Genomic DNA, 25,903 nt, shown 5'->3' with positions numbered 1-25,903 from the left:
TATCAGGTCAGCAGGAGGGGCACCGCCACGAGCACCGACCACAGCAGCTCGCTGGCCCCGGTGCCACCCAGCACGGGGATCAGCGCCGGACCGGTCGCGCCCTGCAGGACCGCACGAGTCGGGGCGGCGGCGCGCACGAGGAAGCCGAGGCCCACCAGCGCCCACCACGTCGTCGCAGCGGCGACCGCCACGACCGCCGCTGCGGCCACCAGGACCAGGAAGGCGTAGAGGTAGCGGGTGCGCTCGTCGCCGAGGCGGACCGCGAGGGTGCGCTTGCCGGCGACGGTGTCGGTCGGGATGTCGCGCAGGTTGTTGGCGACCAGGATCGCGCAGGCGAGGGCACCGATGCCCATGCCGGCGTAGAGCGCGGCCCACTCCCACGCCTCGGTCTGGACGTAGGTCGTGCCGATCACCGCGACCAGCCCGAAGAACACGAAGACCATGACCTCGCCGAGACCGAGGTAGCCGTAGGGCGTGGAGCCGCCGGTGTAGTACCAGGCCGCGACCACGCAGACCGCCCCGACCGCGACCAGCCACCACGCGGTGGTGGCCGCGAGGACCATGCCGGCCACCGCCGCGACGCCGAACGCAGCGAACGCCGCCGCCTTCACCGCACGCGGGGTCGCCGCGCCCGAGCCGACCAGCCGCATCGGGCCGACCCGGTCGGCGTCGGTGCCGCGGATGCCGTCGGAGTAGTCGTTGGCGTAGTTGACGCCGACCTGCAGGGCCAGGCTCACCACGAGCGCCAGTCCGGCCTTCCACCACACGGCCGCGTCGGCGTGGGCCGCGACGCCGGTGCCGGCGAGGACGGGCGCGACGGCGGCGGGGAGGGTGCGCGGCCGGGCGCCGGCGATCCAGTCAGCGGATGAGGTCACCGGTGGATTCTGGCAGGGGCGCTGCGGGGTCCAGCATCGTGGGCGGCCCCGCAGGAGCCACCTCCGCCGGCGCGGGGGCGTCGGCGCGGGCGTCGGCCAGCACGTCGGCGGGCACGTGCGCCTCGAGCCAGCGTCGGCCGGAGTGCGCCGAGGCGTGCAGGCCGGTCGCCGCGAGGACCACGATCACCGCGATCGTGAGCCAGCCGAACGCACCCCACTGCATGGCGAGGAAGCCGTAGACCGCCGGCGCCCAGAACCGCCCGAGGGTGCCGCCGAGCTCGGCCACGCCCTGGTAGTCGCCGCGGCGGCGCGGGTCCATCAGCTCGGCCTCGAGGGTCCAGCCCGAGGCGGAGAGGAACAGCTCGGCCCAGGTCAGCACGACGTGGCCGAGGAAGAACATCGCGACGGTCAGCCAGCCCACCGTCTCGTGGGTCGCCAGGGTGACCAGGCAGGTCAGCACGAAGAAGACCGTGGAGAGGCGGATCGCCCGCAGGGCCGTGCCGACGTCGTGGATGCCGCGCGACGCGAGGCGCGGCAGCACGATGCACATGACCGTGTTGGTGCCGAAGAGGACCGCGACGAGGACCTTGGGCGCGTCGGTCTCGGTCACCAGCCACACCGGGATGACCGTGTGGAGCAGCACCTGGTTGGTCCACATGACGCCGGTGAAGAAGGTGACCGCGATCCAGGAGCGGTTGCGGATGGCGGGGATGCCCTCCGGCTTCACCCGCGGCTCGCTGCTGCGGACGTCGTGGGTGGCGTCGGGCAGGCGCAGGATCGCCCCGGCGTTGGCCAGGAAGAGCACGGCGCTCAGCAGTGGCGCCCACCGCAGCACGTCGGTGCCGAAGGCGATGGCGCCGCCGCCGAGGAAGGCGCCCACGCTGAAGCCGACGTTGAGCGCGGAGTACATGTAGGCGCGGGACTCGACCCGCTCCGACGGCGGCAGGACGTCGATGACGTAGGCGCCGTGGGCGGTGCCGCTGAGGGTGCCGGCGATCTCCATCGCGACGGCCAGCGCGACGTACTCCGGGAAGCTGTCGATGAACGGCCACACGAGGAAGAGCGACCCCTGCACCACCGCGCTCAGCGACCACATCCGCTTGGGGCCGTAGCGGTCGACCAGCTTGCCCATCGGGACCGCCACGAAGAAGCTCGAGATCGCGGCGATCGTGAGCCCGACGCCCACCTGGCCCAGCGTCAGCCCGACGACGAGGGTGAAGAACACCGCCGATCCCGCGAGGAAGGCCCCGTCGCCCGAGGCGAAGATGAGCGACTGGAGCGACAGTCGCCCGGCGAGGGTCGACGGGGGCGTGGCGTAGTTCTTCAGGGCGGTGAGCATCGCCGGACATTGTCTCCCGCGGCACCGACACCCGTCGCCTGATTAACGGTGGGCCCGGTCACCCCACACAGGAGGACGCGCGGATTCTCACCCATGAGGTGTCGGCGCGTTACACGAAGACGCGCAGGCATTGGTCCGGCAGCGGGCCCGCGCCTGAGCGTGGCATCGGAACCGTGGGGCACCAATGCCTGCGCGTCTACGCCGTCGCGCCGAGCGAGGCGGCGCGGGTCAGGCGCGGTTGGCCGCCACCGCGGCGCGCACCAGCTCCACGAACGCGTCGCGGTCCACCGCGTCGCCCTCGTGGACGTCGAGCGCGCGGCGGGTGCCGGCGTCCAGGCTGGCGTTGAAGACGCCGGAGGGGTCGGGGAGCGAGGCGCCGCGGGCGAAGGTCGCCTTGACCTTGTCCCGGTAGGTCTCGAGGGTGCAGATCAGGCCGTCGAGGGAGAAGGTGGGCACGCCGTCGGGGTTGGACGCCTTGCGCCACTTCACCTCCTCGACCGCGTCGGGCTCGGCCTCGAGGACGAGCGAGCGCAGCAGGTCGACGGTGTCGCGGCGCCAGTCGTCGGCCACCGTCACTCCGCGCCGGGAGCGATGCGCAGGTCGCGGTCGGCGCCGCCGTCGAGCGCGGCGAGCGCGGCCTGGTAGGCCTCGCTGTCGTGGGTGGCCTCGGCGGCCTCCACCGACGGGAACTCGATCACGACGGTGCGGGTGTCCTCGCCGTGCTCGTAGGTGCGCGCGGGCGTGCCGCGGACGAGGAACCTGCCGCCGCCGGCGCGGATCGCCGGGCCGGCGAGCTCGGCGTAGGCCGCCACCTTGTCGGGGTCGTGCACGGCCTTGTAGACGCAGATCCAGTACGCACTCATGGGCGCGAGCCTACGACCGCTAGCGTGGACCGCGTGAGCTCCCTGCGCCCCTCGGACGACCCGGCGGTCGCGCTGTCGCAGCTGCGGGGCTGGCTCGCCGCGGAGGAGCCCCTGCCGCTGCTCATCGAGACGTCCGGCTCCTCGGGCCGACCCAAGCGGGTGCTGCTGCCCCGCTCGGCGGTGCTGGCCAGCGTCTCCGCCTCCGCCGCCCGGCTCGGCGCGACCGGCCGGTGGCTGCTGGCGCTGCCGTCGTCCTACGTCGCGGGGGTCCAGGTCGTCGTCCGCTCGCTCGTCGCGGGCCACGACCCGGCGCTCGTCACCGACCTCGACCTCGCTTCGGCGGCCGCCGACGCGGGGGAGGGGCCGCTGTTCACCTCGCTGGTCCCGACCCAGCTCCACCGCCTGCTCGCCGACGAGCGCCAGGCGCGGGCGCTGGCCGGCCTGCACACCGTCCTCGTCGGTGGCGGCGGGCTCGACCGCGACCTGCGCCGCCGCGCGGAGGACGCGGGCGTGCACGTGGTGACGACCTACGGCTCCTCCGAGACCGCCGGCGGCTGCGTCTACGACGGCCTGCCGCTCGACGGGGTGGCCCTCGCGCTCGACCCGACCGGCCGGGTGCGGCTCGGCGGACCCACGATCTTCGCCGGCTACGACGGCGACGCCGACCTCACCCGCGAGGCGCTGGTCGACGGCTGGTTCCTCACCTCCGACACGGGCCGGCTCGACCCCGACGGGCGGCTCCAGGTCACCGGCCGCGTCGACGACGTCGCGATCAGCGGCGGCGTCAAGGTCCCGCTGCCGGCCGTCGCCGAGCGGCTGCGCCAGCACCCTGCGGTCGAGGACGCCGAGGTGCTCGCGGTCCCCGACGAGGAGTGGGGCCAGCGGGTCGTCGCCGTGGTCGTCGGCTCCGCGGACGAGGTCGCGCTGCGCGACTGGGTCGGCGAGGTCCACCCGCGGTCCTGGGCCCCGCGCTCCGTCGTGCGCGTCGACGCGCTGCCGCTGCTGCCCAACGGCAAGGTCGACCGCCAGACGATCCGGGCGGGGCTGTGACGTACGTCTTCTCGGTCCCGATGCGCACCCGCTTCCGCGGGATCACCGTCCGCGAGGGCGTCCTGCTGCGCGGCGACGCCGGCTGGGGCGAGTGGTCGCCCTTCCTGGAGTACGACGACCACGTCGCGCGGCCGTGGCTCGCCTGCGCCCGCGAGGCGGCCGACGTCGGCTGGCCCGAGCCGCTGCGCGACGCCGTCCCGGTCAACGTCACCGTGCCGGCCACCGACCCGGAGCGGGCGCACGCGATCGTGCGCGCGGGCGGCTGCCGCACGGCGAAGGTCAAGGTCGCCGAGCGCGGGCAGGTGCTCGCCGACGACCTCGCCCGCGTCGAGGCGGTCCGCGACGCGCTCGGGCCCGACGGTCTGGTGCGGGTCGACGCCAACGGGGCCTGGGACGTCGACGAGGCGGTCCGCGCGATCGGCGCGATCGACCGTGCCGCCGGCGGCCTGGAGTACGTCGAGCAGCCGGTGGCGAGCGTCGAGGACCTCGCCCGCGTGCGCCGGCGGGTCGACGTGCCGGTCGCCGCCGACGAGTCGATCCGGCGCGCCGAGGACCCCTACCGGGTCCGCGACCTCGAGGCCGCGGACGTCGCGGTGCTCAAGGTCCAGCCGCTCGGCGGCGTACGCGCGTGCCTGCGGATCGCCGAGGACATCGGCCTCCCGGTGGTCGTGTCGAGCGCGCTCGAGACCAGCGTCGGGATCGCGGCCGGCGTCGCGCTCGCGGCCGCGCTGCCCGAGCTGCACCACGCGTGCGGACTCGCGACCGTCCAGCTGCTGACCGACGACGTCGCCACCGACCCGCTCCTGCCGGTCGACGGGATGCTGCCGGTCGTCCGGCCGGAGGTCGACGCGGCGGCGCTCACGCGGCTGGGCGCCGACGCCGACCGGGTGCGGCACTGGGAGCGGCGGCTCGCCGCCGTGGAGGAGGAGCGACCATGACCAACCCCTCGACCTCGCTCGCGCGGACCGTCGTCACCGCGCTGCGCGGCGCGGGCGTGCGGGACGTCGTGGTCGCCCCGGGCTCGCGCAACGCCCCGCTGTCGTTCGCGCTGTACGACGCGCGGCGTCCGACGGGTCCGGCCGAGCCGGGGCTCCGGCTGCACACCCGCATCGACGAGCGCACGGGCGGCTTCGTGGCGCTCGGCCTCGCCAAGGTCAGCGGCCGCGCGGCGGCGGTCGTCTGCACGTCCGGGACGGCCGTGGCCAACCTCGTCCCGGCGGTGATGGAGGCCGCCCACGCCGGCGTCCCGCTCGTCGTCGTGACCGCGGACCGGCCCGCCCGGCTGCGCGGCACCGGCGCCAACCAGACCACCGACCAGGTCGGGATCTTCGGCACGTTCGCGCCGACCCTCGACGTCGCCGCCGGTGCGGAGGGAGCCGACCTCGACGGGCTGCTCGCCTTCCTCCGCGGCCACGACCACCGCCGCCCCGTGCACCTCAACGTCCAGCTCGACGAGCCGCTGCTGCCCGACGACGAGGGCTGGGACGTCGGGGAAGTGCCGCCGTGGGCGGCCCCCGCGGTCCACCGGCCGGTGCGGGTCGACGTCCTCGCGACCGGCCCGCGCACGGTCGTCGTGGCCGGCGACGACGCCGGCCCACCCGCCCGCCAGCTCGCGGAGGCCGCCGGCTGGCCGTTGCTCGCCGAGCCGTCGAGCGGCTGCCGCACCGGCGACAGCGTCGTGCGCACCTACCGCCTGCTGCTCGCCGGTCCGCTGGGTGCGCAGGTCGAACGGGTCGTCGTCCACGGCCACCCCACGCTCTCCCGGCCGGTGTCCCGGCTGCTCGCGCGCGAGGACGTCGAGGTGGTCTCGGTGCGCCCCCGTGGGATGTGGCCCGAGCGCCCGTACGCCGTGGCCAGCGAGCACGACGGGTTGCGCGTGGACGCCCCGGACGACCCGGCGTGGGGGGAGGCCTGGCGCGAGGCCGACCGCGCCACCTCCCGCGCCCTCGACCAGCTGCTCGCGGGCGAGCCCGACCTCACGCCGCAGGAGGTCGCGGGCGCGGTCAGCCGCGCGCTGCCGCCGGGCGGCCTGCTGGTCGTCGGTGCGTCCAACCCGGTGCGCGACCTCGACCTGATGGTCGCCCGCTACGAGGTGGGCGGACGTCGCAAGGTGATCGCGAACCGCGGCCTGGCCGGCATCGACGGGACCACGAGCACCGCGATCGGCGCCGCGATCGGCCGCCCGCGGTCCTCGCGCGCGCTGGCCCTCATGGGGGACGTGACCTTCCTGCACGACACGACCGGGCTGTTCCTCGGACCTGCCGAGGAGCGGCCCGACCTGACCATCGTGGTCGTCAACGACGACGGCGGGTCGATCTTCGCCACCCTCGAGCAGGGCGCCCCGGCCCACGCCGACCGGTTCGAGACGCTGTTCGGCACCCCGCACGGGGCAGACCTCGCGAGTCTGTGCGCAGCCGCGCGCGTGCCCCACCTCCGCGTCGACAGCCTGCCCGGCCTCGAGCAGGCGCTGGCCTCGCCCAACGGCGGCATCGAGGTCGTCGAGGTGCGGGTGCGCCGCGACAACCGGCGTGAGCTGGACGAAAAGATCCGCGCGCTGGTCCTTCCCTGAGGAAGGTCCAGCGCGCGGACCGTGTGGAGCGGGTGCGTCGTCAGCCGATCAGGACTGCGGGGTCTCCCAGACGCGGACCCAGTCGACGTACATGTGCTGCGGGAGCTTCTTGTCCGGCATGTCGAGGGCCTCGTAGTCGGAGGCGAGCAGGCTCAGGATGAGGTACTGCTGGGCCTTCGAGACGCGGGCCGACGTGCGCCAGGTCTCCTTGCCGTCGATGCGCATGATGATCGTCTTCGGGGTCCACTGGACCGAGAAGACGTGGTAGTTCTTCGACCAGCCGTCCTTCTTGTTCTTCAGGAACGACTTCGAGTCCTTGATCCACGAGCCGGTCTTGATCAGGCGCTTGCCCTTGTACCAGTGGATGAAGCTCGTCAGGCCACCCTGCGGGTGCTTGTCACCGAAGTACTCGATGATGTCGATCTCGTGGCCGTCGCTGCCCGGCTGGTTCTCGCCGACCGGCTGCATCCAGAAGCTGGCGTGCTGGCCCTGCTCCTTCTGCATCTTGATGCGGGCGGCGGCGACGCCGTACTTGAAGTCGAAGGTGCCGCTGGTGCCGACGTGGCCGTTGAGGCGGTAGGCGATCTTCTTCTTCTGCTTGCGCGAGACCGCGGTGCACTTGCCCTTGGCGGACTTGTCCTTGATGACGCTCAGGCGCAGGGCGCCGCCGCCGACCTTGACGGCCTTCGGGTCACCCTTGGAGCACTTGCGCTTGCTCATCGGCTCGTAGTCCTGGCCGCGCATGCCCCAGTAGGAGGACAGGGTCGAGCCGGAGAACTCGTCGCTGAAGGTCGGGGTCAGCCACTGCGCGGTGTCGGCGGGCTTGCTGGTGACCTTCTTGAGGCCCTTGAACTTCATCGCGGTCGCGCGGTAGGTGACGGCCTGGCCGCCCTTCGACACGACGGCGGAGAAGTTGGCGCGGCCGGCCTTGTCCTGCTTGGCCTTGCCGACCTTCTTCCACTTCGAGCCCTGGAGCTGCTCGAGGACGACCGGACGGCCGACCTTCTTGGGCTTGATCGTCGCGGTGACGGCAGCCTTGGCCTTGTCGGCGCTCGCGGCGCCCCGGCCCTGCTGGACGATCTGGGGGAGCACCTCCAGCGAGACCTTCTGGCCGGCCTTCTTGAACACCGACGTCGACGCGGGGGCGTCCGCGGATCCGGTGGAGCCCGTGGCCTGGACGGCCCCGGAACCCATGAGCAGGGACGCGGGCAGGAGCAGCGCGGCGACGCTGCCTGCGAGCACGCGGCGTGCAGACATGTGAACTCTCTTTCGAGTCGGGTGCGATAACTCCCCCGGGCACTCCACCCGTCGGAGGCGGCACCACCCTAACCGGGGCCGTGCAATCCCACGCATTCTTCGGACCAACCCGCGCGTGTGACGGGAGTGACAGGCGGGACGTCGCGCCCGGTGCGCCGGCTGCCCCGCCGTCCTACGCTGGCCGCATGCGGATCACCAAGCACGGCCACGCCTGCGTCCGGCTCGAGCACGACGGGACCGTGCTGGTGGTGGACCCGGGCGTGTTCACCGGCGCGGACGTGCTGGTGGGCGCCGACGCGGTCCTGATCACCCACGAGCACGCCGACCACGTCCACCCCGACCACCTGCGCGGCAGCGAGGCGCCGGTCTGGACGATCGCCGCGGTCGAGCGGCGGCTGCGCGAGGAGGCGCCCGAGGTCGCCGCGCGGGTCACGGTCGTACGCCCCGGCGACCGCCTCGACGTCGCCGGCCTCGCCGTCGAGGTGGTGGGGGAGAAGCACGCGGTGATCCACCCCGACTACGACCGCTTCGACAACTCCGGCTACCTCGTCGAGGCCGGTGGGTCCGACGGCCGGAGCGTCTACCACCCCGGCGACGCGCTGACGCCGCCCCCGCGACCGGTCGACGTGCTGCTGGCGCCGGTCAGCGCGCCGTGGCTGAAGGTGTCGGAGGCGGTCGACTTCGTCCGCGAGGTGGGTGCACCGGTCGCGCTCGGGATCCACGACCGGGTCTACAGCGACGTCGGGCTGGACATGGTGGCCACGCACATGGCCAACCTGCTGCCCGACGGGCTCGCCTTCGAGCGCCGGGAGCCCGGTCAGGACCTGTAGCGGACCTGGAGCGGCTCAGCCCGCCTCGAGGGCGTCGCGCACCGGGACGAACTTGGCCTGGGACTCGGCCAGCTCGGCCTCCGGGTCGGAGCTCGCGACGATGCCGCAGCCGGCGAACAGGCGTACGCCGCCCTCGACGAGCATCGCCGAGCGAAGCGCGATGCCCCACTCGCCGTCGCCGGAGGCGTCCATCCAGCCGACCGGGCCGGCGTAGCGGTCGCGCGGCATGCCCTCGATCTCGGCGATCAGCGCGGTCGCCGCCGGGGTCGGCGTGCCGCCGACGGCCGCCGAGGGGTGCAGCGACTCGGCGAGCTGGAGCGACGTCGCGACGTCGTGGACCACGCCGTTCACGTCGGTGGCGAGGTGCATGACGTTGGGCAGGTGCAGCACGAAGGGCGCTTCGGGGACGTTCATCGACGAGCAGTGCGGCTCGAGGGCGTCGGCGACCGACCGGACGGCGTACTCGTGCTCCTCGAGGTCCTTGGAGGACCGGGCGAGGGTGGCGGCCAGGGCGAGGTCGCGCTCGTCGTCGCCCGTGCGCCGGATGGTGCCGGCCAGGACGCGGGAGGTCACCAGGCCGCGCTCGCGCCGCACCAGCATCTCGGGGGTCGCCCCGAAGAGGCCGTCGACGTGGAAGGTCCAGCACATCTCGTAGTCCTCGGCGAGGCGGCGCAGGGGCCAGCGCACGTCGAGGGGCTCGTCGGTGGTCGCGATCAGGTCGCGGGCGAGGACGACCTTCTCGAGGTCGCCGGCGGAGATCCGGGCAACGGCCTCGGCCACCACCGACATCCACTCCTCGCCGTTGAGCGCACCGTCGGAGAACGTGATCCCGGCGGGCGGTCGCGGCGCGGAGGCCGGCGCGAGGTCCGGGGTCGGGACCGAGACGGTCGTGAGCCAGGTGCGGTCGCCGCGTCGCCCGACGACGACCTCGGGGATGACGAGCACGGAGTCGCCGGGGTCGTCGGCGAACGCGAACGCGCCGAAGCAGACCGGTCCGGTGCCGGGCTCGTTCACGCGGTCGTCGACCTGCGCGCGGCCGACGGTCTCCGACCACCACTTCACGGCGTCGCTGAAGCGGGTGGGGCCGGAGGTCTCGAGGCGGGCCGCGACGCCCCATCCCACGAGGCCCTCGCCGCGGCGCAGCCAGCTGACCGGCTGCTGCTCGGGCAGGAGGTCCAGGAGCGGGAGATCCGCCAGGTCCACCGGGACGGTGCGCACCACGAGGGGTGCGGTGGAGGCGGACGCAGGGGTCGTCACGACCGGGAAGCCTACGCCCGCCCCCGCAACCCGGTGACGGGAGATCGGCCAATCGGCGAACAGGAGGCGGCCGCGTCACCTAGGTTGCGCGGGGGTAGTCGAGAGAGCCGGGAGGCGCACGTGCCTGTCATGCATTCGCCGCTCGTGCGGCTGGAGCGCCACGCGCGTGAGCGCGCCCTCGAGGTCGCGCTCGTCGAGCCGGCCGGGGACGGCTGGTCCCGCCTGACCTGGAACGAGCTCTACCGGCGCGTGATCGACGGCGCCGCCGGCATGATCGAGGCCGGGGTCAACCCCGGCCAGGTCGTGGTGCTGCGCGTGCCGACGGGGGCACGCCTGGTCGAGCTCGAGCTCGCGGTCCGGGTCGCGGGTGCGGTGCCGGTCCTGCTGCCCGAGCACATGGACCCGGCGGAGGTCGGTCGGCTCCTCGACGAGATCGAGGTGCGGCTCGTCGTCGTCGACCACGAGAGCCGGCTGGCGCTGCTGCGGCACGCGGCCCTGCTCGACGCCCAGCTGTTCGAGTGCGACGACCGGTCGTGGGAGCGGCTGCGGGCGATGGGGCTCGACCGTCGCAAGCGCCAGCCCGACCTGCTCGCCTGGGTCGACCGCGCCCGCTCCGACGCGCCGTCCGGCGCGGTGCTGGGGCTGCCGCGCGAGAAGAGCCAGGCCTGGCTCTTCCGACCCGAGTCCTCCGGCCTGCTGGCCGACCTGCGCCCCGACGACGTCGTGCTGCTGACCGGCGAGGCGACCGACCGCTTCACCACCGTCGTCCGCGACGCCCACCTCACCGCCGGGTGCCTCCTGGCCTGGGTCGAGGCCCCGGACCGGCTCGAGGCCGCGCTGGCCCACGTCCAGCCGACCCATCTCCTGCTCGACCACACCGCCGCGCGCGTCCTGGAGGACCTGCTCGAGGCCGGCACCGTCGACGGGTCCCCGTGGCACGAGACGCCGCGCGACGTCCTGGAGGCCACCTCGGCGCAGGTCGCCGGGGCGAAGCTCGGGTCCCGCACCCGCAAGCTGGCCGAGGACGTCCTCGCCCTGGCGCCGTGGTGGGGCGGGCGGCTGCGCGTGCTCGCCCTCGACGCCCGGGTCAACCGCACGGTCAGCGCGCTCGCGACGACCTTCGGCTTCCGGATCGGTCGCGTCGCCCACCACCCGGCCGTGCGGCTGGACCTGCACGCCGAGCACGCCGCGGTCGCCGTCCCGGCGCCCACGGTCGTCGACGTGCCGGCTGCGACCTCGCTGCCGCGTCGCGGCCGCGGCGGTGCCGAGCTCGACTCGGCGTTCTCGCTCACCACCTGATCGGCCGGCTCGCTGTCCCAGGCTTGTCCGGGCTTGTCCAGCCCTCGGACGGCACGCGCCACAGGAGCCCACACGGCGTGCACGCGAAGGTAAAACCCGTCTCGCCGACCGGAGCGACGTCGGAAAATTCCTGACAGGTCGACCAGTCCGGTCGACGTCCAGGGGGGGGAGGACGACATGGCGTACGTACCGGTCTCGCGTGCCGCCGCCCTGCCGGGCGGGGACCGCTCGTCGGCGGCGCAGTCGCCCCGCTGGACGGTCCTGTCCGACCACGCCCTGCTGCGCGGCGACCGGGCCGCCCACCTGCTGGTCCGCGACGACGAGGTCGTCATCCGCCCGTGGTCCGAGACCGCGCGGGCCGTCGAGCTCGCCGCCGCCGGGCTGGTCCGCAGCGGCCTCCGGGTCGACCAGGTGGTCGTGTCGCTGGTCCCGCCGGGTCACGCGTGCCCCGAGCTCGACCTCGCGCTGCGGGCGATCGGCGCGGTGGTGGTGCACGTCGACCCGCACGCCGGCCCCGACGACCTGCTGCGCGAGCTCTCCGGCGTCGACGTACGTCTGGTGGTCGTCGAGGAGCCTCGCGACCTGCAGCGGCTGCCCGACCTGTCGTTCCCGTCCGCGGAGCTCTTCGCGCTCGACGGCGGACGCGGGTGGGACCGGTTGCTCGAGCTCGGCGCCCAGCGCCTGACCATGGACCCCGACGCCGTCACGCGCGTCGACCGCGCCGTCGACCCCGAGGGTGCCGTGCCGCGGCTGCTCGGACGAGGACGCCCGACCGGGCGGGTGCCCGCCGAGACCACCCTCCCCGAGGGAGTCGTGGCTCCCGACGACGTGGTGCTGCTCGCCTGCGGCCCGGCGGACCCCCTGTCCCACCTCGTCCGCGACGCCCACCTGGCGGGCGGTGCGGCCCTCGCCGAGCTCCCGGCCGGCAGCGACCTGCTCGCCGTGCTGGCGCGGGTGTCCCCGAGCGTCCTCGTCCTGTCGGGGGACGCCGTGCGCGCAGTGGTCGCCGCGCTGGACCCCGGGCCCGCCCCGCGACCGCGCCGCGTGTCGCGCCGACGGCCGGCGCCGGAGCCCGAGGCCTCCCCGCTCGGCGACCGGCTGCGGCTCGTCGTGGTCGAGTCGCTCGACGCGGCCGACCGCGCGGCGCTCGCGGCGACCGGCGTCGACGTCCTCGAGGTCGGCGCGGTCCGTCTCGCGCCGGCCGACCTGCCGGTGCCGCCCCCGGTCCTGCGGGGCGACGCGGCGGACCTGCCGCGCCGCTCGCGCCACGACCCCGGCGCGGACTTCCAGCTCGCCGTCGACCGGGCGCCCGCGCCCGTCGCGCCCGACGAGTCGGCGTTCGTGCTCCCCTCGCTGCCGCTCTTCGGCGGCGAGTCGTTCCTCGACAAGCTGCTCCTCGCGCGCGCCCGCGAGGCCGAGCAGTGACCCCCGTGCGCCACCGCCTGCGCAGCAGGCGCCGCGGTGCCGCACTCCAGAGCTCCCCGCCGGCCGTCGGCGGGACGGATGAGAAGGAAGACAACATGACGAACGTGGACGTGATCCTCAAGGAGGCCGTCTCCATCGACGGTGCCGTCGCCGCGCTGCTCGTGGACTACCAGTCGGGCATGGCCCTCGGCCAGGCCGGCGACGCCTCGGCCCTCAACCTCGACGTGGCCGCCGCCGGCAACACCGACGTGGTCCGCTCGAAGATGCGCACCATGGAGAGCCTGGGACTCGACGACCAGATCGAGGACATCCTGATCACCCTCGGCAAGGCCTACCACCTGATCAACCTGCCCAAGGGCCACCCGGGCCTGTTCATCTACCTGGTGCTCGACAAGGGTCGCGCCAACCTCGCGATGGCGCGCCACAAGCTCGCCACGCTCTCGACCCAGCTCGAGATCTGAGCGCCGCCGCGCCGGGTCAGGAGCGGTAGACGATCACCGCGTCGCCGATCCTGACCCGGTCGAAGAGCCACTCCACGGCTGCCCGGTCGCGCACGTTGACGCACCCGTGCGAGGCACCGGCGTAGCCGTTGGCGGCGAAGTCGGGGGAGTAGTGCACGGCCTGCCCGCCGGAGAAGAACATGGCGAAGGGCATCGACGTGCCGTAGAGGCTCGACACGTGGTCGCGCGACTTCCGGAACACCGAGAACGCGCCCTCGCGGGTCGGCAGCTCGTCGGACCCGAAGCGCACCTCCACCGTCTTCAGCACCACGCCGTCGACCACCCAGCGCAGCGACCGCGACGTCTTGTCCACGCACATCGCACGCCCGGTCGTGCAGCGCGGGTCGAGCGGCGGGCCGGCCGGCACGATGTTGAACAGCTCGGCCCTCGTCGGCTCGCGGGTCATGTCCTTCAGGCGGGTCAGGGTGCGCCGGTCGACCTGCCCGGTGACCGGGATCCGACGCTTGGCCTGGAACCCCTCGACCGCCTTCACGGTGGACCGGGCGTAGCGGCCGGTCACGTCGCCGTCGTACCAGCGCACCTGCTTGAGCCGGGCCTGGACCTGGCGCACCCACATCCCGCGGTCGCCGCGCTCGAGCAGGGGCCGGCCGGGCTGGTAGACGTTGTGGAGCGCGTCGGAGGTCGGTTCGGTGGTACGGGCGACGATCTTCGTCCAGGTGCGCTCGTCGACCACGCCGTCGGCGGTCCACCCGCGCCGGCGCTGGAAGGTGGCGACGCCGTCGCGCGTCTCCGCGTCGAACCGGCTGGTCACCACCTCGGAGTGCAGGTCGAGCTGGTGCAGCCGGCTCTGCAGCACCCGCACCCGCCACCCCGAGTCGCCGAGCCGCAGCGGCGTGAAGTCGCCTGCTCGGGCGGACGTGGTGGGCGTGCCGGCACCGGCCGGCGCGACGGCGAGCAGCGCGGTGCCGGCGAGGGCGACGAGGAGGGCGACGCAGCAGGCAGCGAGGCGGCGCAGGTCGTGGCGTGGCATGTGGGTCCCCCCGGTCGGGCCGGCTCGGCGCCGGCGGCTCTCGAGTGTAGGGACGTCCGAGGCCGCACCCAGGTTGCGTGCGACTGGGGCGAGACGCCTACGCTCGGCGCGTGGCCCGCGCTGACCTGGACAAGCAACCGACCGACGTCCGACGGATGTTCGACACCGTGGCGAAGCGCTACGACCTCACCAACGACCTGATGACCGCCGGCATCCAGCGCAGCTGGCGCCGCTCGATGGTGGAGGCGGTCGGTGCGCGACGCGGGGACCTCGTGCTCGACCTCGCGGCCGGCACCGGGTGCTCGACCGAGCCCTTCTTCGCCGCCGGCGCCACGGGCGTGCCGTGCGACTTCTCCGTCGGGATGCTCCGGCAGGGCAAGAAGGACCGGCCCTCGCTGCCGTTCGTCGCCGGCGACGGCACCCGGCTGCCGTTCCTCGACGACACCTTCGACGCGGTGACGATCTCCTACGGTCTGCGCAACTTCGTCGACCCCGTCGCCGGGCTGCGCGAGATGCGCCGGGTGACCCGGCCGGGCGGTCGCCTGGTCGTCTGCGAGTTCAGCACCCCGACCAACGGTGCCTTCCGCAGCCTCTACATGGACGGCTTCATGCGGGCGCTGCCCCGGATCGCGTCGGTGACCGCGTCCGCCAGCGACGCCTACGTCTACCTCGCCGAGTCGATCCGGGCCTGGCCGGACCAGACCGGCCTGGCCGCGATGGTTGCCGAGGCGGGCTGGCAGGCGCCGGAGTGGCGCAACCTGACGGGCGGCATCGTCGCCCTGCACCGCGCCACGGCCTGAGGGGGCCACGGGGGATGAGTGACGACGCGGGAGTCTGCCTGCTGTGGTGCCGGCCAGTGTCACCGACCCGTTCAGGACATGCCCCGCGGTCCGCCGCGCTGGCGAATTAACTCACGTCACTCTTGTCTAAATCCGCAGGTCAGGACACGTGAGGCAGGTCACGACCCCCACGTGACGCACGCCGCACCGGAGTCCTAGACTGTGGCACGCGCCACTCGTGAAGTCGTTCACAAGGTCACATGTCCACCCGGTCATGGGCGCGCAGGCCACCGGAAGGAAAGCGATGGAGCTCTACACGCCGATCCTGGCGCTGGCACTCATCGCGACGGGGTTCGCGGTCTTCTCCGTGATCATGAGCGCCGTCGTGGGTCCCAAGCGCTACAACCGGGCGAAGCTCGACTCCTACGAGTGCGGCATCGAGCCGACGCCGCAGCCCGTGGGCGGTGGCCGCTTCCCGGTGAAGTACTTCATCACCGCGATGCTCTTCATCGTCTTCGACATCGAGATCATCTTCCTCTACCCGTGGGCCGTCCACTTCGACGCGATGCGCCTGTTCGGCCTGGTCGAGATGGTCCTGTTCATCGCCACCGTCTTCGTCGCCTACGCCTACGTGTGGCGTCGCGGCGGCCTGGACTGGGACTGAGGGGAGAGCCCACATGGGACTCGAGGAGAAGCTGCCGTCCGGCGTCCTGCTGACCACCGTCGAGGGGGTCGCGGGCTACATGCGCAAGGCGTCGTTCTGGCCGGCCACGTTCGGCCTGGCCTGCTGCGCCATCGAGATGATGACGACCGGCGCACCGAAGTACGACCTCGCGCGCTTCGGCATGGAGGTCTTCCGCGCCAGCCCGCGCCAGGCCGACCTGATGATCGTGGCCGGTCGCGTGAGCCAGAAGATGGCCCCGGTCCTGCGCCAGATCTACGACCAGATGCCCGAGCCGAAGTGGGTGCTCGCGATGGGCGTGTGCGCCTCGTCGGGCGGCATGTTCAACAACTACGCGATCGTCCAGGGCGTCGACCACGTCGTGCCCGTCGACATGTACCTCCCCGGCTGCCCGCCGCGCCCGGAGATGCTCATCGACGCGATCCTCAAGCTCCACGACCAGGTCCAGCACACCAAGCTGGGCGTCAACCGCACCAACGAGATCGAGGAGCTCGAGACCGCCGCCCTGCGCGCGCTGCCGACCTCCGAGATGAAGGGCCTGCTGCGGTGAGCGACGACACGACCGACGACAAGACCGACAAGAACGAGTCGGCCCGCCCGGCCGAGGAGCGCAACCTCGAGGAGGCCAAGGCGGAGACCGGGACCGGCAGCGGGGTCGAGCAGGCCGCGCCGGAGCAGTCCCCGGAGAACGTCCCCGCGCCCACCGGCGAGGTGCGCGCGGTCGGCGAGCGCCGCGGCATGTTCGGCGTGAAGGGCTCCGGCGACACCTCCGGCTACGGCGGCCTGGTCAGCGCGAAGGTCTTCCCGGCGCCGACCCAGCGGCCCTACGGCGGCTGGTTCGACGAGGTGGCCGACGCCCTCGAGGCGCGCCTCGGTGCGACCGACCTGACCACCGCCATCGAGTCGGTCGTGGTCCACCGCGGCGAGATCACCTTCCACGTCCGGCGCGAGGACCTGCCGTTCGTGGCGCAGATGCTGCGCGACGACGAGGCGCTGCGCTTCGAGTTCTGCTCCGGCGTCAGCGGCGTGCACTACCCCGACGACGCCGGCCGCGAGCTCCACGCCGTCTATCACCTGACGTCGATGACCCACAACCGCCGGATCCGCGTCGAGGTCACCGCGCCGGACTCCGACCCGCACGTGCCCAGCCTGGTGAGCATCTACCCCACCCTCGACTGGCACGAGCGCGAGACGTACGACATGTTCGGGCTGGTCTTCGACGGCCACCCCGCTCTGACCCGGGTGCTCATGCCGGACGACTGGCCGGGCCACCCGCAGCGCAAGGACTACCCGCTCGGCGGCATCCCCGTGGAGTACAAGGGCGGCAGCATCCCGCCGCCGGACCAGCGCAGGAGCTACAACTGATGAGCACCGACACGAGCCAGCAGCAGGACCTCTACGCCGCCCCGGGCGAGACCAGCCAGGGCCGCGTCTTCACCGTCACCGGCCAGGACTGGGACTCCGTCACGCAGAGCATCGGCGAGTCCGCCGAGGAGCGGGTCGTGGTCAACATGGGCCCGCAGCACCCGTCGACCCACGGCGTGCTCCGGCTAATCCTCGAGCTCGAGGGCGAGACGGTGACCGAGGCGCGGTGCGGCATCGGCTACCTCCACACCGGCATCGAGAAGAACATGGAGTACCGCTCCTGGGTGCAGGGCACCACCTTCTGCACCCGGATGGACTACCTCTCCCCGTTCTACAACGAGGCGGCCTACGTCCTCGGCGTGGAGCGCCTGCTCGACATCGAGGACGACATCCCCGAGAAGGCGCAGGTCATGCGGGTGCTCCTCATGGAGCTCAACCGGATGTCCTCCCACCTCGTCGCGATCGCGACCGGCGGCATGGAGATCGGCGCGCTGACGGTCATGACGATCGGGTTCCGCGAGCGCGAGCTGGTGCTCGACCTCTTCGAGCTGATCACCGGCCTGCGGATGAACCACGCGTTCTTCCGCCCGGGCGGTGTCGCCCAGGACCTCCCGCCCGGTGCGCTCGACGAGATCCGCGACTTCATCGCGCTGATGAAGAAAAGGCTCCCGGAGTACGCCGCGCTCTGCAACGCCAACCCGATCTTCAAGGGCCGGCTGGAGAACGTCGGCCACCTCGACCTCGCCGGCTGCCTGGCGCTCGGCATCACCGGTCCGGTGCTGCGCTCGACCGGCTACGCCTGGGACCTGCGCAAGACCCAGCCCTACTGCGGCTACGAGGACTACGACTTCGAGGTCCAGACCTGGGACACCTGCGACTCCTACGGCCGCTTCCGCATCCGGCTCAACGAGATGTGGGAGTCGCTGAAGATCGTCGAGCAGGCGGCCGACCGGCTCGCCGGGCTCGAGGGTGCGCCGGTCATGGTCGGCGACAAGAAGATCGCCTGGCCGAGCCAGCTCGCCATCGGCAGCGACGGCATGGGCAACAGCCTCGACCACATCCGCCACATCATGGGCGAGTCGATGGAGGCGCTGATCCACCACTTCAAGCTGGTGACCGAGGGCTTCCGCGTCCCGGCCGGCCAGGCCTACGTCCCGATCGAGTCGCCCCGCGGCGAGCTGGGGGCCCACGTGGTCTCCGACGGCGGCACCCGCCCCTTCCGCGCGCACTTCCGCGACCCGTCCTTCACCAACCTGCAGGCGACGAGCGTGATGAGCGAGGGCGGCATGGTCGCCGACGTCATCGTGGCGATCGCCTCCATCGACCCCGTCATGGGAGGTGTCGACCGATGACACTGGACACGAAGACGTGGGACGAGCTGCGCGAGATCGCGGCCCGCTACCCCGAGGCCCGCTCGGGCCTGCTCCCGATGCTGCACCTCGTGCAGTCGGTCGAGGGCAAGGTGACGCCCGAGGGCATCGAGGCCTGCGCCGAGATCCTCGGGATCAGCGCCGCCGAGGTCAACGGGGTCGCGACCTTCTACACGATGTACAAGCGCAAGCCGGTCGGCGACTACCACGTCGGTGTCTGCACCAACACGCTGTGCGCCGTGCTCGGGGGCGACCTGATCTTCGAGCGGCTCAAGGAACACCTCGACGTCGGCAACGACGAGACGACCGAGGACGGCAAGATCACGCTCGAGCACCTCGAGTGCAACGCTGCCTGCGACTACGCCCCGGTGATGATGGTCAACTGGGAGTTCATGGACAACCAGACCCCCGAGTCCGCGGTCCAGGTCGTCGACGACCTGCGCGCCGGCACCGAGGTCCACTCCACCCGGGGTCCGCGGCTGTGCACGTGGCGCGAGGCCGAGCGCGTGCTCGCCGGCTTCCCCGACGACCGCGCCGACGAGGGCCCCTCGGCCGGTCCCGCCTCGCTGGTGGGCCTGAAGATCGCCCGCGAGAAGGGCTGGACGGCCCCGGGCGGGTCGCCCGAGAAGGGGGAGAACGATGGCTGACACACTGACCCCGGTCCTCACCGACGACTGGGACGCCGAGCGCTCCTGGACGCTCGCCGCGTACGAGGAGCGCGGCGGCTACGCCGCCCTCGACAAGGCGTTCGCGATGACCCCCGACGAGGTCATCGACACCGTCAAGGCCTCGGGCCTGCGCGGTCGCGGTGGCGCCGGCTTCCCGACCGGCATGAAGTGGGGCTTCATCCCGCAGGACAACCCGCGTCCGAAGTACCTCGTGGTCAACGCCGACGAGTCCGAGCCGGGCACCTGCAAGGACATCCCGCTCATGATGGCGACGCCTCACACGCTGGTCGAGGGCGTCATCCTCAGCTCCTACGCGATCCGCGCGCACACCGCGTTCATCTACGTCCGCGGCGAGGTCCTCCACGTCATCCGCCGCCTCCAGCGCGCGGTGCAGGAGGCCTACCTCGCCGGCCACCTCGGCACCAACATCCACGGCTCCGGCTACGACCTCGACCTGATCGTGCACGCCGGCGCCGGCGCGTACATCTGCGGCGAGGAGACCGCGCTGCTCGAGGGCCTCGAGGGCCGTCGCGGCCAGCCCCGGCTGCGCCCGCCGTTCCCGGCCGTCGCCGGCCTCTACGCCAGCCCGACGGTCATCAACAACGTCGAGTCGATCGCGTCCGTCCCGGCCATCATCGCCCGCGGCGCCGACTGGTTCGCCTCGATGGGCACCGAGAAGTCGCAGGGCCACGGGATCTTCAGCCTCTCCGGCCACGTCACGAACCCCGGCCAGTACGAGGCCCCGCTCGGCATCACGCTGCGCGAGCTGATCGACCTGGCCGGCGGCATGCGCGAGGGCCACGAGCTGAAGTTCTGGACGCCGGGCGGCTCCAGCACCCCGCTGCTGACGCCCGAGCACCTCGACGTCCCGCTCGACTTCGAGTCCGTCGGCGCCGCCGGGTCGATGCTCGGCACCCGCGCCCTGCAGCTGTTCGACGAGACCACCTGCGTGGTCCGCGCCGTGCTGCGCTGGACCGAGTTCTACAAGCACGAGTCCTGCGGCAAGTGCACCCCGTGCCGCGAGGGCACGTGGTGGCTCACCCAGACCCTCGCGCGGCTCGAGAAGGGGCAGGGGAGCGAGGAGGACCTCGACCTGCTGCTCGACCAGTGCGACAACATCCTGGGCCGCTCGTTCTGCGCGCTCGGCGACGGTGCGACGAGCCCGATCTCGAGCTCGATCCAGCACTTCCGCGACGAGTACCTCGCGCACCTGACCCACGGCGGCTGCCCGTTCGACCCGGCCGCCTCGACCGTCTTCCCCTCCAGCACCCCCGTGGGAGCCGACGCATGACGACCACCCCCGCGCGCACCGAGGTCGAGACGGTCACCCTGACCATCGACGGCGTCCAGGTCAGCGTCCCCAAGGACACCCTGGTCATCCGCGCCGCCGAGCAGGTCGGCGTGCAGATCCCGCGCTTCTGCGACCACCCGCTGCTCGACCCGGTCGGCGCGTGCCGCCAGTGCCTGGTCGACATCCCCGACGCCGGCAACGGACGCGGCTTCCCCAAGCCGCAGGCCTCCTGCACGCTGCCGGTGGCCGAGGGCATGGTGGTCAACACCCAGGCGACCAGCGAGGTGGCCGACAAGGCCCAGCAGGGCGTCATGGAGTTCCTGCTGATCAACCACCCGCTCGACTGCCCGGTCTGCGACAAGGGCGGCGAGTGCCCCCTGCAGAACCAGGCGATGAGCAACGGGCGCGGGGAGAGCCGGTTCGCGGAGAACGGCGGCGTCAAGCGCACCTTCCCCAAGCCGATCAACATCTCCGCCCAGGTCCTGCTCGACCGCGAGCGCTGCGTGCTGTGCGCGCGCTGCACCCGCTTCTCCGAGCAGGTCGCCGGCGACCCGTTCATCGCGCTCGCCGAGCGCGGTGCGCTCCAGCAGGTCGCGATCTACGAGAACGAGCCCTACCAGAGCTACTTCTCCGGCAACGCGATCCAGATCTGCCCCGTCGGCGCCCTCACCTCCGCCGACTACCGCTTCCGCTCGCGCCCCTTCGACCTCGTCTCCACTCCCGGCGTGGGCGAGCACGACGCCTGCGGCGCGGCGATCCGCGTCGACCACCGCCGCGGCAAGGTCATGCGGCGCCTCTCGGGCAACGACCCCGAGGTCAACGAGGAGTGGATCAGCGACAAGGACCGCTTCGCGTTCCGCTACGCCCAGGCCGAGGACCGGATCACCTACCCGCAGGTCCGCGAGGACGGTGTCCTGCGGCCCGCCTCGTGGCCGGAGGCCTTCGCCGTCGCGGCGCGCGGCCTGCGCGACGCCGGCGCGTCCGCGGTGCTCACCGGCGGTCGCCTCACGGCCGAGGACGCCTACGCCTACGCCAAGTTCGCCCGCGTCTCCCTCGGCACCCACGACGTCGACTTCCGGGCCCGTCCGCACAGCGCGGAGGAGGCGAGCTTCCTCGCCGCCCACGTCGCGCTGTCCGGCGACGTGACCTACGCCGACCTCGAGGCGGCGCCCGTCGTGGTGCTGCTCGGCCTCGAGCCCGAGGACGAGGCGGCGACGATCTTCCTGCGCCTGCGCAAGGCCGCCCGCAAGGGCCGTACGCAGGTCGTGTCGGTCGCGCCCTACACCTCGCGCGGTCTGGCGAAGATGAAGGGCCGTCTGGTCCCCGCCGCGCCGGGCGCCGAGGTCGAGGTGATCGAGTCGCTCAAGGACGCCGAGCACGGCGTCACCAAGGACGCGGTGATCCTCGTCGGCGAGCGGCTCGCCGCGACCCACGGCGCGCTCTCGGCGGCGGCCGCGCTGGCCGCCACCACCGGTGCCCGGCTCGCCTGGGTGCCCCGGCGTGCGGGTGACCGCGGTGCGGTCGAAGCCGGCGCGCTGCCGACCCTGCTGCCCGGCGGACGTCCGGTCGGCGAGGCCTCGGCCCGCGTCGACGTCGGTGCCGCCTGGGGCGTCGACCTGCCGGCCAAGGCCGGCCGCGACGGCAACGCGATCGTCGCCGCGCTCACCAAGGGCGACCTCGGCGGGCTCGTCGTCGCGGGCGTCGACCCCGACGACACCGCCGACCCGGCCGCGTTCCGCGCAGCGCTCGACGCCGCCGGCTTCGTGGTCAGCCTCGAGCTGCGCGAGACCGACGTGACCCGCGTCGCCGACGTCGTCCTCCCGGTCGCCCCGGTGACCGACAAGGCCGGCACCTTCGTGACGTGGGACGGCCGCGCACGATCCTTCGACGCGGTCTTCAGCAACCCCGCCTCGCTGCCCGACCTCCGGGTGCTGGCAGGCATCTCCGAGGAGCTCGAGGCGCTCGGCACCGGCCGTGCGCTCGGCTTCCGCACCGTCGCCGAGGCGCGCGCCGAGATGGAGGCGCTCGGCCCCTGGGACGGCGCCCGCCCCACGATCGACGCCGGCAAGGCGCCCAAGGCGCCGAAGACGCGTGCGGGCGGGTTCGCCCTCGCCACCTGGAAGCAGCTGGTCGACCTCGGCTCGATGCAGGACGGCGAGCAGCACCTGCGCGCCACCGCGCGCCGCCCGGTCGCCCGCGTCAGCCAGGCGTCGTACGACGCGTTGTTCGGCCTGGTCGACGACGCCACCGCCGGCCCGCAGGCGGCCACCCTCACCGGCGACCGGGGCAGCATCACGCTCCCGGTCGAGGTCGCGGACCTGCCCGACGAGGTCGTCTGGGTCCCGGCCCGGTCCGTCGGGCGCGGCGTGCTGGCCGACCTCGCCTCACCCGGCAGCACGGTCACCCTGAAGGGAGCCTCCGCATGATGGGCACAGTGATGGGCGTCCTGCCGCTCGCGGCGGACCTCCCCGACGCCGAGCTGGGCCAGTTCGGCCAGGACCCGTGGTGGGTGATCGCGCTCAAGGCGGTCTTCATCTTCCTCATCCTGGTGCTGCTCACGCTGTTCAACATCTGGTTCGAGCGCCGCGTCGTGGCCCGGATGCAGCACCGCGTCGGCCCCAACGTGCACGGCCCGTTCGGCCTGCTGCAGTCGTTGGCCGACGGCGTGAAGCTGGCGCTGAAGGAGGACATCATCCCCAAGGCGGCCGACAAGGTCGTCTTCCTGATCGCCCCGGTGATCGCGACGGTCCCGGCGTTCGTCACCTGGTCGGTGATCCCGCTCGGCCCGGAGGTGAACTTCTTCGGCCACCGCACGCCGCTCCAGCTCACCGACATGCCGGTGGCCGTGCTGTTCGTGATGGCGATCGCGTCGATCGGCATCTACGGCATCGTGCTCGGCGGCTGGTCCTCCGGCTCGACGTACTCGCTGCTCGGCGGCCTGCGCTCGAGCGCGCAGATGATCTCCTACGAGGTCGCGATGGGCCTGGCGCTGGTCGCGGTCTTCCTCTACGCGGGCTCCATGTCGACCTCGGAGATCGTCGAGGCCCAGGACCGGCTGTGGTTCGGCCTGATCCTGCTGCCCTCGTTCGTGATCTACGTGATCTCGATGGTCGGCGAGACCAACCGTGCGCCCTTCGACCTCCCCGAGGCCGAGGGCGAGCTGGTCGGCGGATTCCACACCGAGTACTCCAGCCTGAAGTTCGCGCTGTTCTTCCTCGCCGAGTACATCAACCTCGCCACCGTGTCCGCGATCGCCACGACGCTCTTCCTCGGCGGCTGGGCCGCCCCGTGGGGCATCGAGAACATCTGGGACGGCGCCAACTCCGGCTACTGGCCGCTGCTCTGGTTCTTCGGCAAGGTCTTCCTGTTCGTCTTCCTGTTCGTCTGGCTGCGCGGCTCGCTGCCCCGCATGCGCTACGACCAGTTCATGGCGCTGGGCTGGAAGGTCCTCATCCCGGTGTCGCTGGCGTGGATCGTCGCGGTCGCGACCATCCGGGTGATCTCGCTCGAGGGCAACATCAACCGCACCTACCTCGTCGCGGCGATCGCGGTCCTGCTCGTGCTGACCGTCGGCCTGATGTTCCTCGGCGACGGCAAGGGCGACGCGGCCCCGGCCGAGACGGCCGAGGAGCCGCACGACGCGTTCGCCGGCGGCTTCCCGGTGCCGCCGATGCCCGCCGGTGGGGCCGTGCGCGGTGGCGCCGCGCCGCTGACCTTCACCACCGGTCGCACCACCGTCACCGCTGCAGCGGAGGAGAGCCATGAGTGACCCGAACCAGCCCTCGAAGGGCATCAAGGAGTCCCTCTGGGACCCGATCGCCGGCTTCGGCGTCACCTTCCGGACGATGTTCAAGAAGGTCGTCACCGAGCAGTACCCCTTCGAGAAGCTGCCGACCGCGCCGCGGTTCCACGGACGCCACCAGCTCAACCGCTGGCCCGACGGCCTCGAGAAGTGCATCGGCTGCGAGCTGTGCGCCTGGGCCTGCCCGGCCGACGCGATCTACGTCGAGGGCGCGTCCAACAGCGATGCCCCCGACGCCGACGGCAACAGCCAGCGCTTCAGCCCCGGCGAGCGCTACGGCCGCGTCTACCAGATCAACTACCTGCGCTGCATCCTGTGCGGGCTCTGCATCGAGGCCTGCCCGACGCGCGCGCTGACGATGACCAACGAGTACGAGCTGGCCGACGACAACCGCGCCGACCTGATCTACGAGAAGTCCGACCTGCTCGCCCCGCTGCTGCCGGGCATGGAGCAGCCCCCGCACCCGATGCGCCTCGGCGACGACGAGGGCGACTACTACAGGGGGACCACGCGATGACCTTCTGGATCCTGGCCCCCATCATGGTCGCGGCGGCGCTCGGCATCCTGTTCGTGCGCAAGGCCGTGCACGCCGCGCTGCTGCTCGCGGTCGTGATGATCAGCCTGGCGTTCCTCTACGCCGTCCTGGACGCGCCGTTCCTCTTCGCGGTCCAGATCATCGTCTACACCGGCGCCATCCTCATGCTGTTCCTCTTCGTGATGATGCTGATCGGCGTCGACGCCTCCGACTCGGTGGTCGAGACGATCCGCGGCCAGCGCGTCATGGCGGTGCTGCTCGGCCTCGTCTTCGGCGCCGTGCTGGTGGTCGGCATCGGGCAGGTCGCCCTCGGCACGGCCGTCGGGCTCGACGACGCCAACACCGGCGGCAACGTCCCGGCCATCGCCAACATCCTGTTCAGCAAGTACGTCTTCGCCTTCGAGGCCACCAGCGCGCTGCTCATCACCGCCGCGCTCGGCGCGATGGTGCTCGCCCACCGCGAGCGCCTCACGCCGAAGGCGACGCAGGCCGACCTCGCCGCGCAGCGCCTGCGTGACTACGCCGACCACGGCAAGCACCTCGGCCCGCTGCCCTCGCCGGGCGTCTACGCCCGGCACAACGCGGTCGACACGCCCGCCCTGCTGCCCGACGGGACCGCCGCCGAGTCGTCGGTGTCGCGCGTGCTCGCCGCCCGCGGCACCGTGCGCTCCGCCCCGGCGCTGGCCGACGACATCGACGAGGTGCGTCGCCAGATCGGCGACCCGGCCTCGATGCCCGAGACGTCCGGCAAGGACGGCGCCCCTGCCAACACGACGGAGGACGTCCAGTGACGCAGTACGTGGTCCTCTCCGCGATCCTCTTCACGATCGGCTGCGTGGGCGTGCTCACCCGCCGCAACGCGATCGTGGTGTTCATGTGCGTGGAGCTGATGCTCAACGCCTGCAACCTCGCGTTCGTCGCCTTCGCCCGCCAGCACGGCAACCTCGACGGCCAGATCACCGCCTTCTTCGTGATGGTCGTGGCAGCCGCCGAGGTCGTGATCGGCCTCGCGATCATCATGACCATCTTCCGCACCCGACGCTCGGCCTCGGTCGACGACGCCAGCCTGCTGAAGTACTGAGGGAGCGCTCGTGAACCTGTTGTCCCACCCGGTGCTCCTGACCGGCCTGCCCATGGCCGAGGAGGGAGCGCACGC

At 72.7% G+C, this 25,903-nt stretch carries 26 protein-coding genes; 19 read left to right on the top strand and 7 right to left on the bottom strand.

All coding sequences use genetic code 11. The features are described from left to right. Window positions 1-2: 2 nt before the first annotated feature. The 4 genes from KDN32_RS18030 to KDN32_RS18015 all read right to left on the bottom strand — a co-directional run bounded on the left by KDN32_RS18030 (window position 3) and on the right by KDN32_RS18015 (window position 3,077). Window positions 3-875 (bottom strand): 1,4-dihydroxy-2-naphthoate polyprenyltransferase, encoded by an 873-nt coding sequence (locus KDN32_RS18030; RefSeq protein WP_211733626.1) that lies wholly within the window; start codon window positions 873-875, stop codon window positions 3-5. Continuing rightward, window positions 859-2,214, bottom strand: coding sequence for an MFS transporter (locus tag KDN32_RS18025; protein ID WP_211733625.1), 1,356 nt, complete (start codon window positions 2,212-2,214; stop codon window positions 859-861). Before KDN32_RS18025 ends, KDN32_RS18030 begins: the two co-directional genes overlap by 17 nt. Window positions 2,215-2,442: 228 nt before the next feature. Next, a complete protein-coding gene (locus tag KDN32_RS18020) occupies window positions 2,443-2,784 on the bottom strand; it encodes a DUF1801 domain-containing protein (protein WP_211733624.1) in 342 nt (113 codons plus the stop codon). A 2-nt stretch (window positions 2,785-2,786) separates the two neighbouring features. Next, on the bottom strand, window positions 2,787-3,077 hold the full coding sequence (locus KDN32_RS18015; RefSeq protein WP_211733623.1) for a DUF1330 domain-containing protein: 291 nt from the start codon (window positions 3,075-3,077) through the stop codon (window positions 2,787-2,789). A 33-nt stretch (window positions 3,078-3,110) separates the two neighbouring features. Between KDN32_RS18015 and KDN32_RS18010 the strand changes: the two genes are divergently transcribed. Genes KDN32_RS18010 through menD form a run of 3 tightly spaced genes read left to right on the top strand, consistent with a single transcriptional unit; the run spans window position 3,111 to window position 6,696 of the window. Next, window positions 3,111-4,127 (top strand): AMP-binding protein, encoded by a 1,017-nt coding sequence (locus KDN32_RS18010; protein WP_307854200.1) that lies wholly within the window; start codon window positions 3,111-3,113, stop codon window positions 4,125-4,127. Beyond that, on the top strand, window positions 4,124-5,065 hold the full coding sequence (locus tag KDN32_RS18005; protein ID WP_307854199.1) for an o-succinylbenzoate synthase: 942 nt from the start codon (window positions 4,124-4,126) through the stop codon (window positions 5,063-5,065). Before KDN32_RS18010 ends, KDN32_RS18005 begins: the two co-directional genes overlap by 4 nt. Continuing rightward, the gene (menD, locus tag KDN32_RS18000; protein ID WP_211733622.1) at window positions 5,062-6,696 is read left to right on the top strand and encodes a 2-succinyl-5-enolpyruvyl-6-hydroxy-3-cyclohexene-1-carboxylic-acid synthase; all 1,635 of its coding nucleotides are present in this window, start codon (window positions 5,062-5,064) and stop codon (window positions 6,694-6,696) included. The genes KDN32_RS18005 and menD overlap by 4 nt, the downstream gene beginning before the upstream one ends. Window positions 6,697-6,744: 48 nt before the next feature. Here the strand turns inward: menD and KDN32_RS17995 are convergent, their stop codons facing one another. Then, complete coding sequence (locus KDN32_RS17995; RefSeq protein WP_211733621.1) at window positions 6,745-7,953, bottom strand: glycoside hydrolase family 16 protein; 1,209 nt, start codon at window positions 7,951-7,953, stop codon at window positions 6,745-6,747. A gap of 185 nt (window positions 7,954-8,138) precedes the next feature. Between KDN32_RS17995 and KDN32_RS17990 the strand changes: the two genes are divergently transcribed. After that, the gene (locus KDN32_RS17990; protein ID WP_211733620.1) at window positions 8,139-8,783 is read left to right on the top strand and encodes an MBL fold metallo-hydrolase; all 645 of its coding nucleotides are present in this window, start codon (window positions 8,139-8,141) and stop codon (window positions 8,781-8,783) included. Between the two features lie 15 nt (window positions 8,784-8,798). Here the strand turns inward: KDN32_RS17990 and KDN32_RS17985 are convergent, their stop codons facing one another. Continuing rightward, on the bottom strand, window positions 8,799-10,040 hold the full coding sequence (locus KDN32_RS17985) for an isochorismate synthase (protein ID WP_211733619.1): 1,242 nt from the start codon (window positions 10,038-10,040) through the stop codon (window positions 8,799-8,801). A 129-nt stretch (window positions 10,041-10,169) separates the two neighbouring features. Between KDN32_RS17985 and KDN32_RS17980 the strand changes: the two genes are divergently transcribed. From KDN32_RS17980 to KDN32_RS17970, 3 genes are all read left to right on the top strand, one after another. Next, complete coding sequence (locus KDN32_RS17980) at window positions 10,170-11,339, top strand: AMP-binding protein (RefSeq protein ID WP_249217386.1); 1,170 nt, start codon at window positions 10,170-10,172, stop codon at window positions 11,337-11,339. A 177-nt stretch (window positions 11,340-11,516) separates the two neighbouring features. Continuing rightward, a complete protein-coding gene (locus KDN32_RS17975) occupies window positions 11,517-12,764 on the top strand; it encodes an AMP-binding protein (protein ID WP_211733617.1) in 1,248 nt (415 codons plus the stop codon). Between the two features lie 95 nt (window positions 12,765-12,859). Next, a complete protein-coding gene (locus KDN32_RS17970; protein ID WP_211733616.1) occupies window positions 12,860-13,225 on the top strand; it encodes a hypothetical protein in 366 nt (121 codons plus the stop codon). Between the two features lie 16 nt (window positions 13,226-13,241). On the opposite strand, the gene KDN32_RS17965 is transcribed toward KDN32_RS17970, so the two are convergent. Beyond that, complete coding sequence (locus KDN32_RS17965) at window positions 13,242-14,255, bottom strand: L,D-transpeptidase family protein (protein ID WP_211733615.1); 1,014 nt, start codon at window positions 14,253-14,255, stop codon at window positions 13,242-13,244. Window positions 14,256-14,365: 110 nt separating this feature from the next. Here KDN32_RS17965 and KDN32_RS17960 point away from each other — a divergent pair, with 110 nt between their 5' ends. The 12 genes from KDN32_RS17960 (at window position 14,366) to nuoK (ending at window position 25,828) form a co-directional block, all read left to right on the top strand. Continuing rightward, window positions 14,366-15,055, top strand: a complete 690-nt coding sequence (locus KDN32_RS17960; RefSeq protein WP_211733614.1) for a demethylmenaquinone methyltransferase — start codon at window positions 14,366-14,368, stop codon at window positions 15,053-15,055. Window positions 15,056-15,338: 283 nt separating this feature from the next. Then, complete coding sequence (locus KDN32_RS17955; protein ID WP_211733613.1) at window positions 15,339-15,698, top strand: NADH-quinone oxidoreductase subunit A; 360 nt, start codon at window positions 15,339-15,341, stop codon at window positions 15,696-15,698. Between the two features lie 13 nt (window positions 15,699-15,711). After that, the gene (locus KDN32_RS17950; RefSeq protein WP_211733612.1) at window positions 15,712-16,266 is read left to right on the top strand and encodes a NuoB/complex I 20 kDa subunit family protein; all 555 of its coding nucleotides are present in this window, start codon (window positions 15,712-15,714) and stop codon (window positions 16,264-16,266) included. A 161-nt stretch (window positions 16,267-16,427) separates the two neighbouring features. Continuing rightward, a complete protein-coding gene (locus tag KDN32_RS17945; RefSeq protein ID WP_372446598.1) occupies window positions 16,428-17,081 on the top strand; it encodes an NADH-quinone oxidoreductase subunit C in 654 nt (217 codons plus the stop codon). Then, window positions 17,081-18,433, top strand: coding sequence for an NADH-quinone oxidoreductase subunit D (locus KDN32_RS17940; RefSeq protein ID WP_211733610.1), 1,353 nt, complete (start codon window positions 17,081-17,083; stop codon window positions 18,431-18,433). The genes KDN32_RS17945 and KDN32_RS17940 overlap by 1 nt, the downstream gene beginning before the upstream one ends. Beyond that, on the top strand, window positions 18,430-19,098 hold the full coding sequence (nuoE, locus tag KDN32_RS17935) for an NADH-quinone oxidoreductase subunit NuoE (RefSeq protein ID WP_211733609.1): 669 nt from the start codon (window positions 18,430-18,432) through the stop codon (window positions 19,096-19,098). Before KDN32_RS17940 ends, nuoE begins: the two co-directional genes overlap by 4 nt. Next, window positions 19,091-20,410, top strand: coding sequence for an NADH-quinone oxidoreductase subunit NuoF (gene nuoF, locus KDN32_RS17930; RefSeq protein ID WP_211733608.1), 1,320 nt, complete (start codon window positions 19,091-19,093; stop codon window positions 20,408-20,410). The genes nuoE and nuoF overlap by 8 nt, the downstream gene beginning before the upstream one ends. Then, window positions 20,407-22,836 (top strand): NADH-quinone oxidoreductase subunit G, encoded by a 2,430-nt coding sequence (locus KDN32_RS17925; protein ID WP_211733607.1) that lies wholly within the window; start codon window positions 20,407-20,409, stop codon window positions 22,834-22,836. The genes nuoF and KDN32_RS17925 overlap by 4 nt, the downstream gene beginning before the upstream one ends. Before the next feature lie 11 nt (window positions 22,837-22,847). Continuing rightward, window positions 22,848-24,179, top strand: a complete 1,332-nt coding sequence (gene nuoH / locus KDN32_RS17920; RefSeq protein ID WP_372446597.1) for an NADH-quinone oxidoreductase subunit NuoH — start codon at window positions 22,848-22,850, stop codon at window positions 24,177-24,179. Next, on the top strand, window positions 24,172-24,729 hold the full coding sequence (nuoI, locus tag KDN32_RS17915; protein ID WP_211733606.1) for an NADH-quinone oxidoreductase subunit NuoI: 558 nt from the start codon (window positions 24,172-24,174) through the stop codon (window positions 24,727-24,729). The genes nuoH and nuoI overlap by 8 nt, the downstream gene beginning before the upstream one ends. After that, the gene (locus KDN32_RS17910) at window positions 24,726-25,538 is read left to right on the top strand and encodes an NADH-quinone oxidoreductase subunit J (RefSeq protein WP_211733605.1); all 813 of its coding nucleotides are present in this window, start codon (window positions 24,726-24,728) and stop codon (window positions 25,536-25,538) included. Before nuoI ends, KDN32_RS17910 begins: the two co-directional genes overlap by 4 nt. After that, window positions 25,535-25,828: an NADH-quinone oxidoreductase subunit NuoK gene (nuoK, locus tag KDN32_RS17905; protein WP_056907095.1), complete on the top strand. Its 294-nt coding sequence runs from the start codon at window positions 25,535-25,537 to the stop codon at window positions 25,826-25,828. The genes KDN32_RS17910 and nuoK overlap by 4 nt, the downstream gene beginning before the upstream one ends. Window positions 25,829-25,903: the final 75 nt, after the last annotated feature.

It is taken from the genome of Nocardioides palaemonis, from assembly GCF_018275325.1.
In the GTDB taxonomy this organism is placed as follows: Bacteria; Actinomycetota; Actinomycetes; order Propionibacteriales; family Nocardioidaceae; genus Nocardioides; species Nocardioides palaemonis.
This window is presented reverse-complemented; position numbering and strand designations above follow the sequence as displayed.

What these genes read in the sequence shown, in the direction of transcription:
- nuoE (WP_211733609.1), top strand. Translation starts at nt 18,430, where the DNA reads ATGACACTGGACACGAAGACGTGGGACGAGCTGCGCGAGATCGCGGCC.
- nuoF (WP_211733608.1), top strand. Translation starts at nt 19,091, where the DNA reads ATGGCTGACACACTGACCCCGGTCCTCACCGACGACTGGGACGCCGAG.
- KDN32_RS17995 (WP_211733621.1), bottom strand. Translation starts at nt 7,953, where the DNA reads ATGTCTGCACGCCGCGTGCTCGCAGGCAGCGTCGCCGCGCTGCTCCTG.
- KDN32_RS17925 (WP_211733607.1), top strand. Translation starts at nt 20,407, where the DNA reads ATGACGACCACCCCCGCGCGCACCGAGGTCGAGACGGTCACCCTGACC.
- KDN32_RS17970 (WP_211733616.1), top strand. Translation starts at nt 12,860, where the DNA reads ATGACGAACGTGGACGTGATCCTCAAGGAGGCCGTCTCCATCGACGGT.
- KDN32_RS17910 (WP_211733605.1), top strand. Translation starts at nt 24,726, where the DNA reads ATGACCTTCTGGATCCTGGCCCCCATCATGGTCGCGGCGGCGCTCGGC.
- menD (WP_211733622.1), top strand. Translation starts at nt 5,062, where the DNA reads ATGACCAACCCCTCGACCTCGCTCGCGCGGACCGTCGTCACCGCGCTG.
- KDN32_RS18015 (WP_211733623.1), bottom strand. Translation starts at nt 3,077, where the DNA reads ATGAGTGCGTACTGGATCTGCGTCTACAAGGCCGTGCACGACCCCGAC.
- nuoI (WP_211733606.1), top strand. Translation starts at nt 24,172, where the DNA reads ATGAGTGACCCGAACCAGCCCTCGAAGGGCATCAAGGAGTCCCTCTGG.
- KDN32_RS17940 (WP_211733610.1), top strand. Translation starts at nt 17,081, where the DNA reads ATGAGCACCGACACGAGCCAGCAGCAGGACCTCTACGCCGCCCCGGGC.
- KDN32_RS17990 (WP_211733620.1), top strand. Translation starts at nt 8,139, where the DNA reads ATGCGGATCACCAAGCACGGCCACGCCTGCGTCCGGCTCGAGCACGAC.
- KDN32_RS17955 (WP_211733613.1), top strand. Translation starts at nt 15,339, where the DNA reads ATGGAGCTCTACACGCCGATCCTGGCGCTGGCACTCATCGCGACGGGG.
- KDN32_RS17980 (WP_249217386.1), top strand. Translation starts at nt 10,170, where the DNA reads ATGCATTCGCCGCTCGTGCGGCTGGAGCGCCACGCGCGTGAGCGCGCC.
- nuoH (WP_372446597.1), top strand. Translation starts at nt 22,848, where the DNA reads ATGGGCGTCCTGCCGCTCGCGGCGGACCTCCCCGACGCCGAGCTGGGC.
- KDN32_RS18025 (WP_211733625.1), bottom strand. Translation starts at nt 2,214, where the DNA reads ATGCTCACCGCCCTGAAGAACTACGCCACGCCCCCGTCGACCCTCGCC.
- KDN32_RS17965 (WP_211733615.1), bottom strand. Translation starts at nt 14,255, where the DNA reads ATGCCACGCCACGACCTGCGCCGCCTCGCTGCCTGCTGCGTCGCCCTC.
- KDN32_RS17950 (WP_211733612.1), top strand. Translation starts at nt 15,712, where the DNA reads ATGGGACTCGAGGAGAAGCTGCCGTCCGGCGTCCTGCTGACCACCGTC.
- KDN32_RS17975 (WP_211733617.1), top strand. Translation starts at nt 11,517, where the DNA reads ATGGCGTACGTACCGGTCTCGCGTGCCGCCGCCCTGCCGGGCGGGGAC.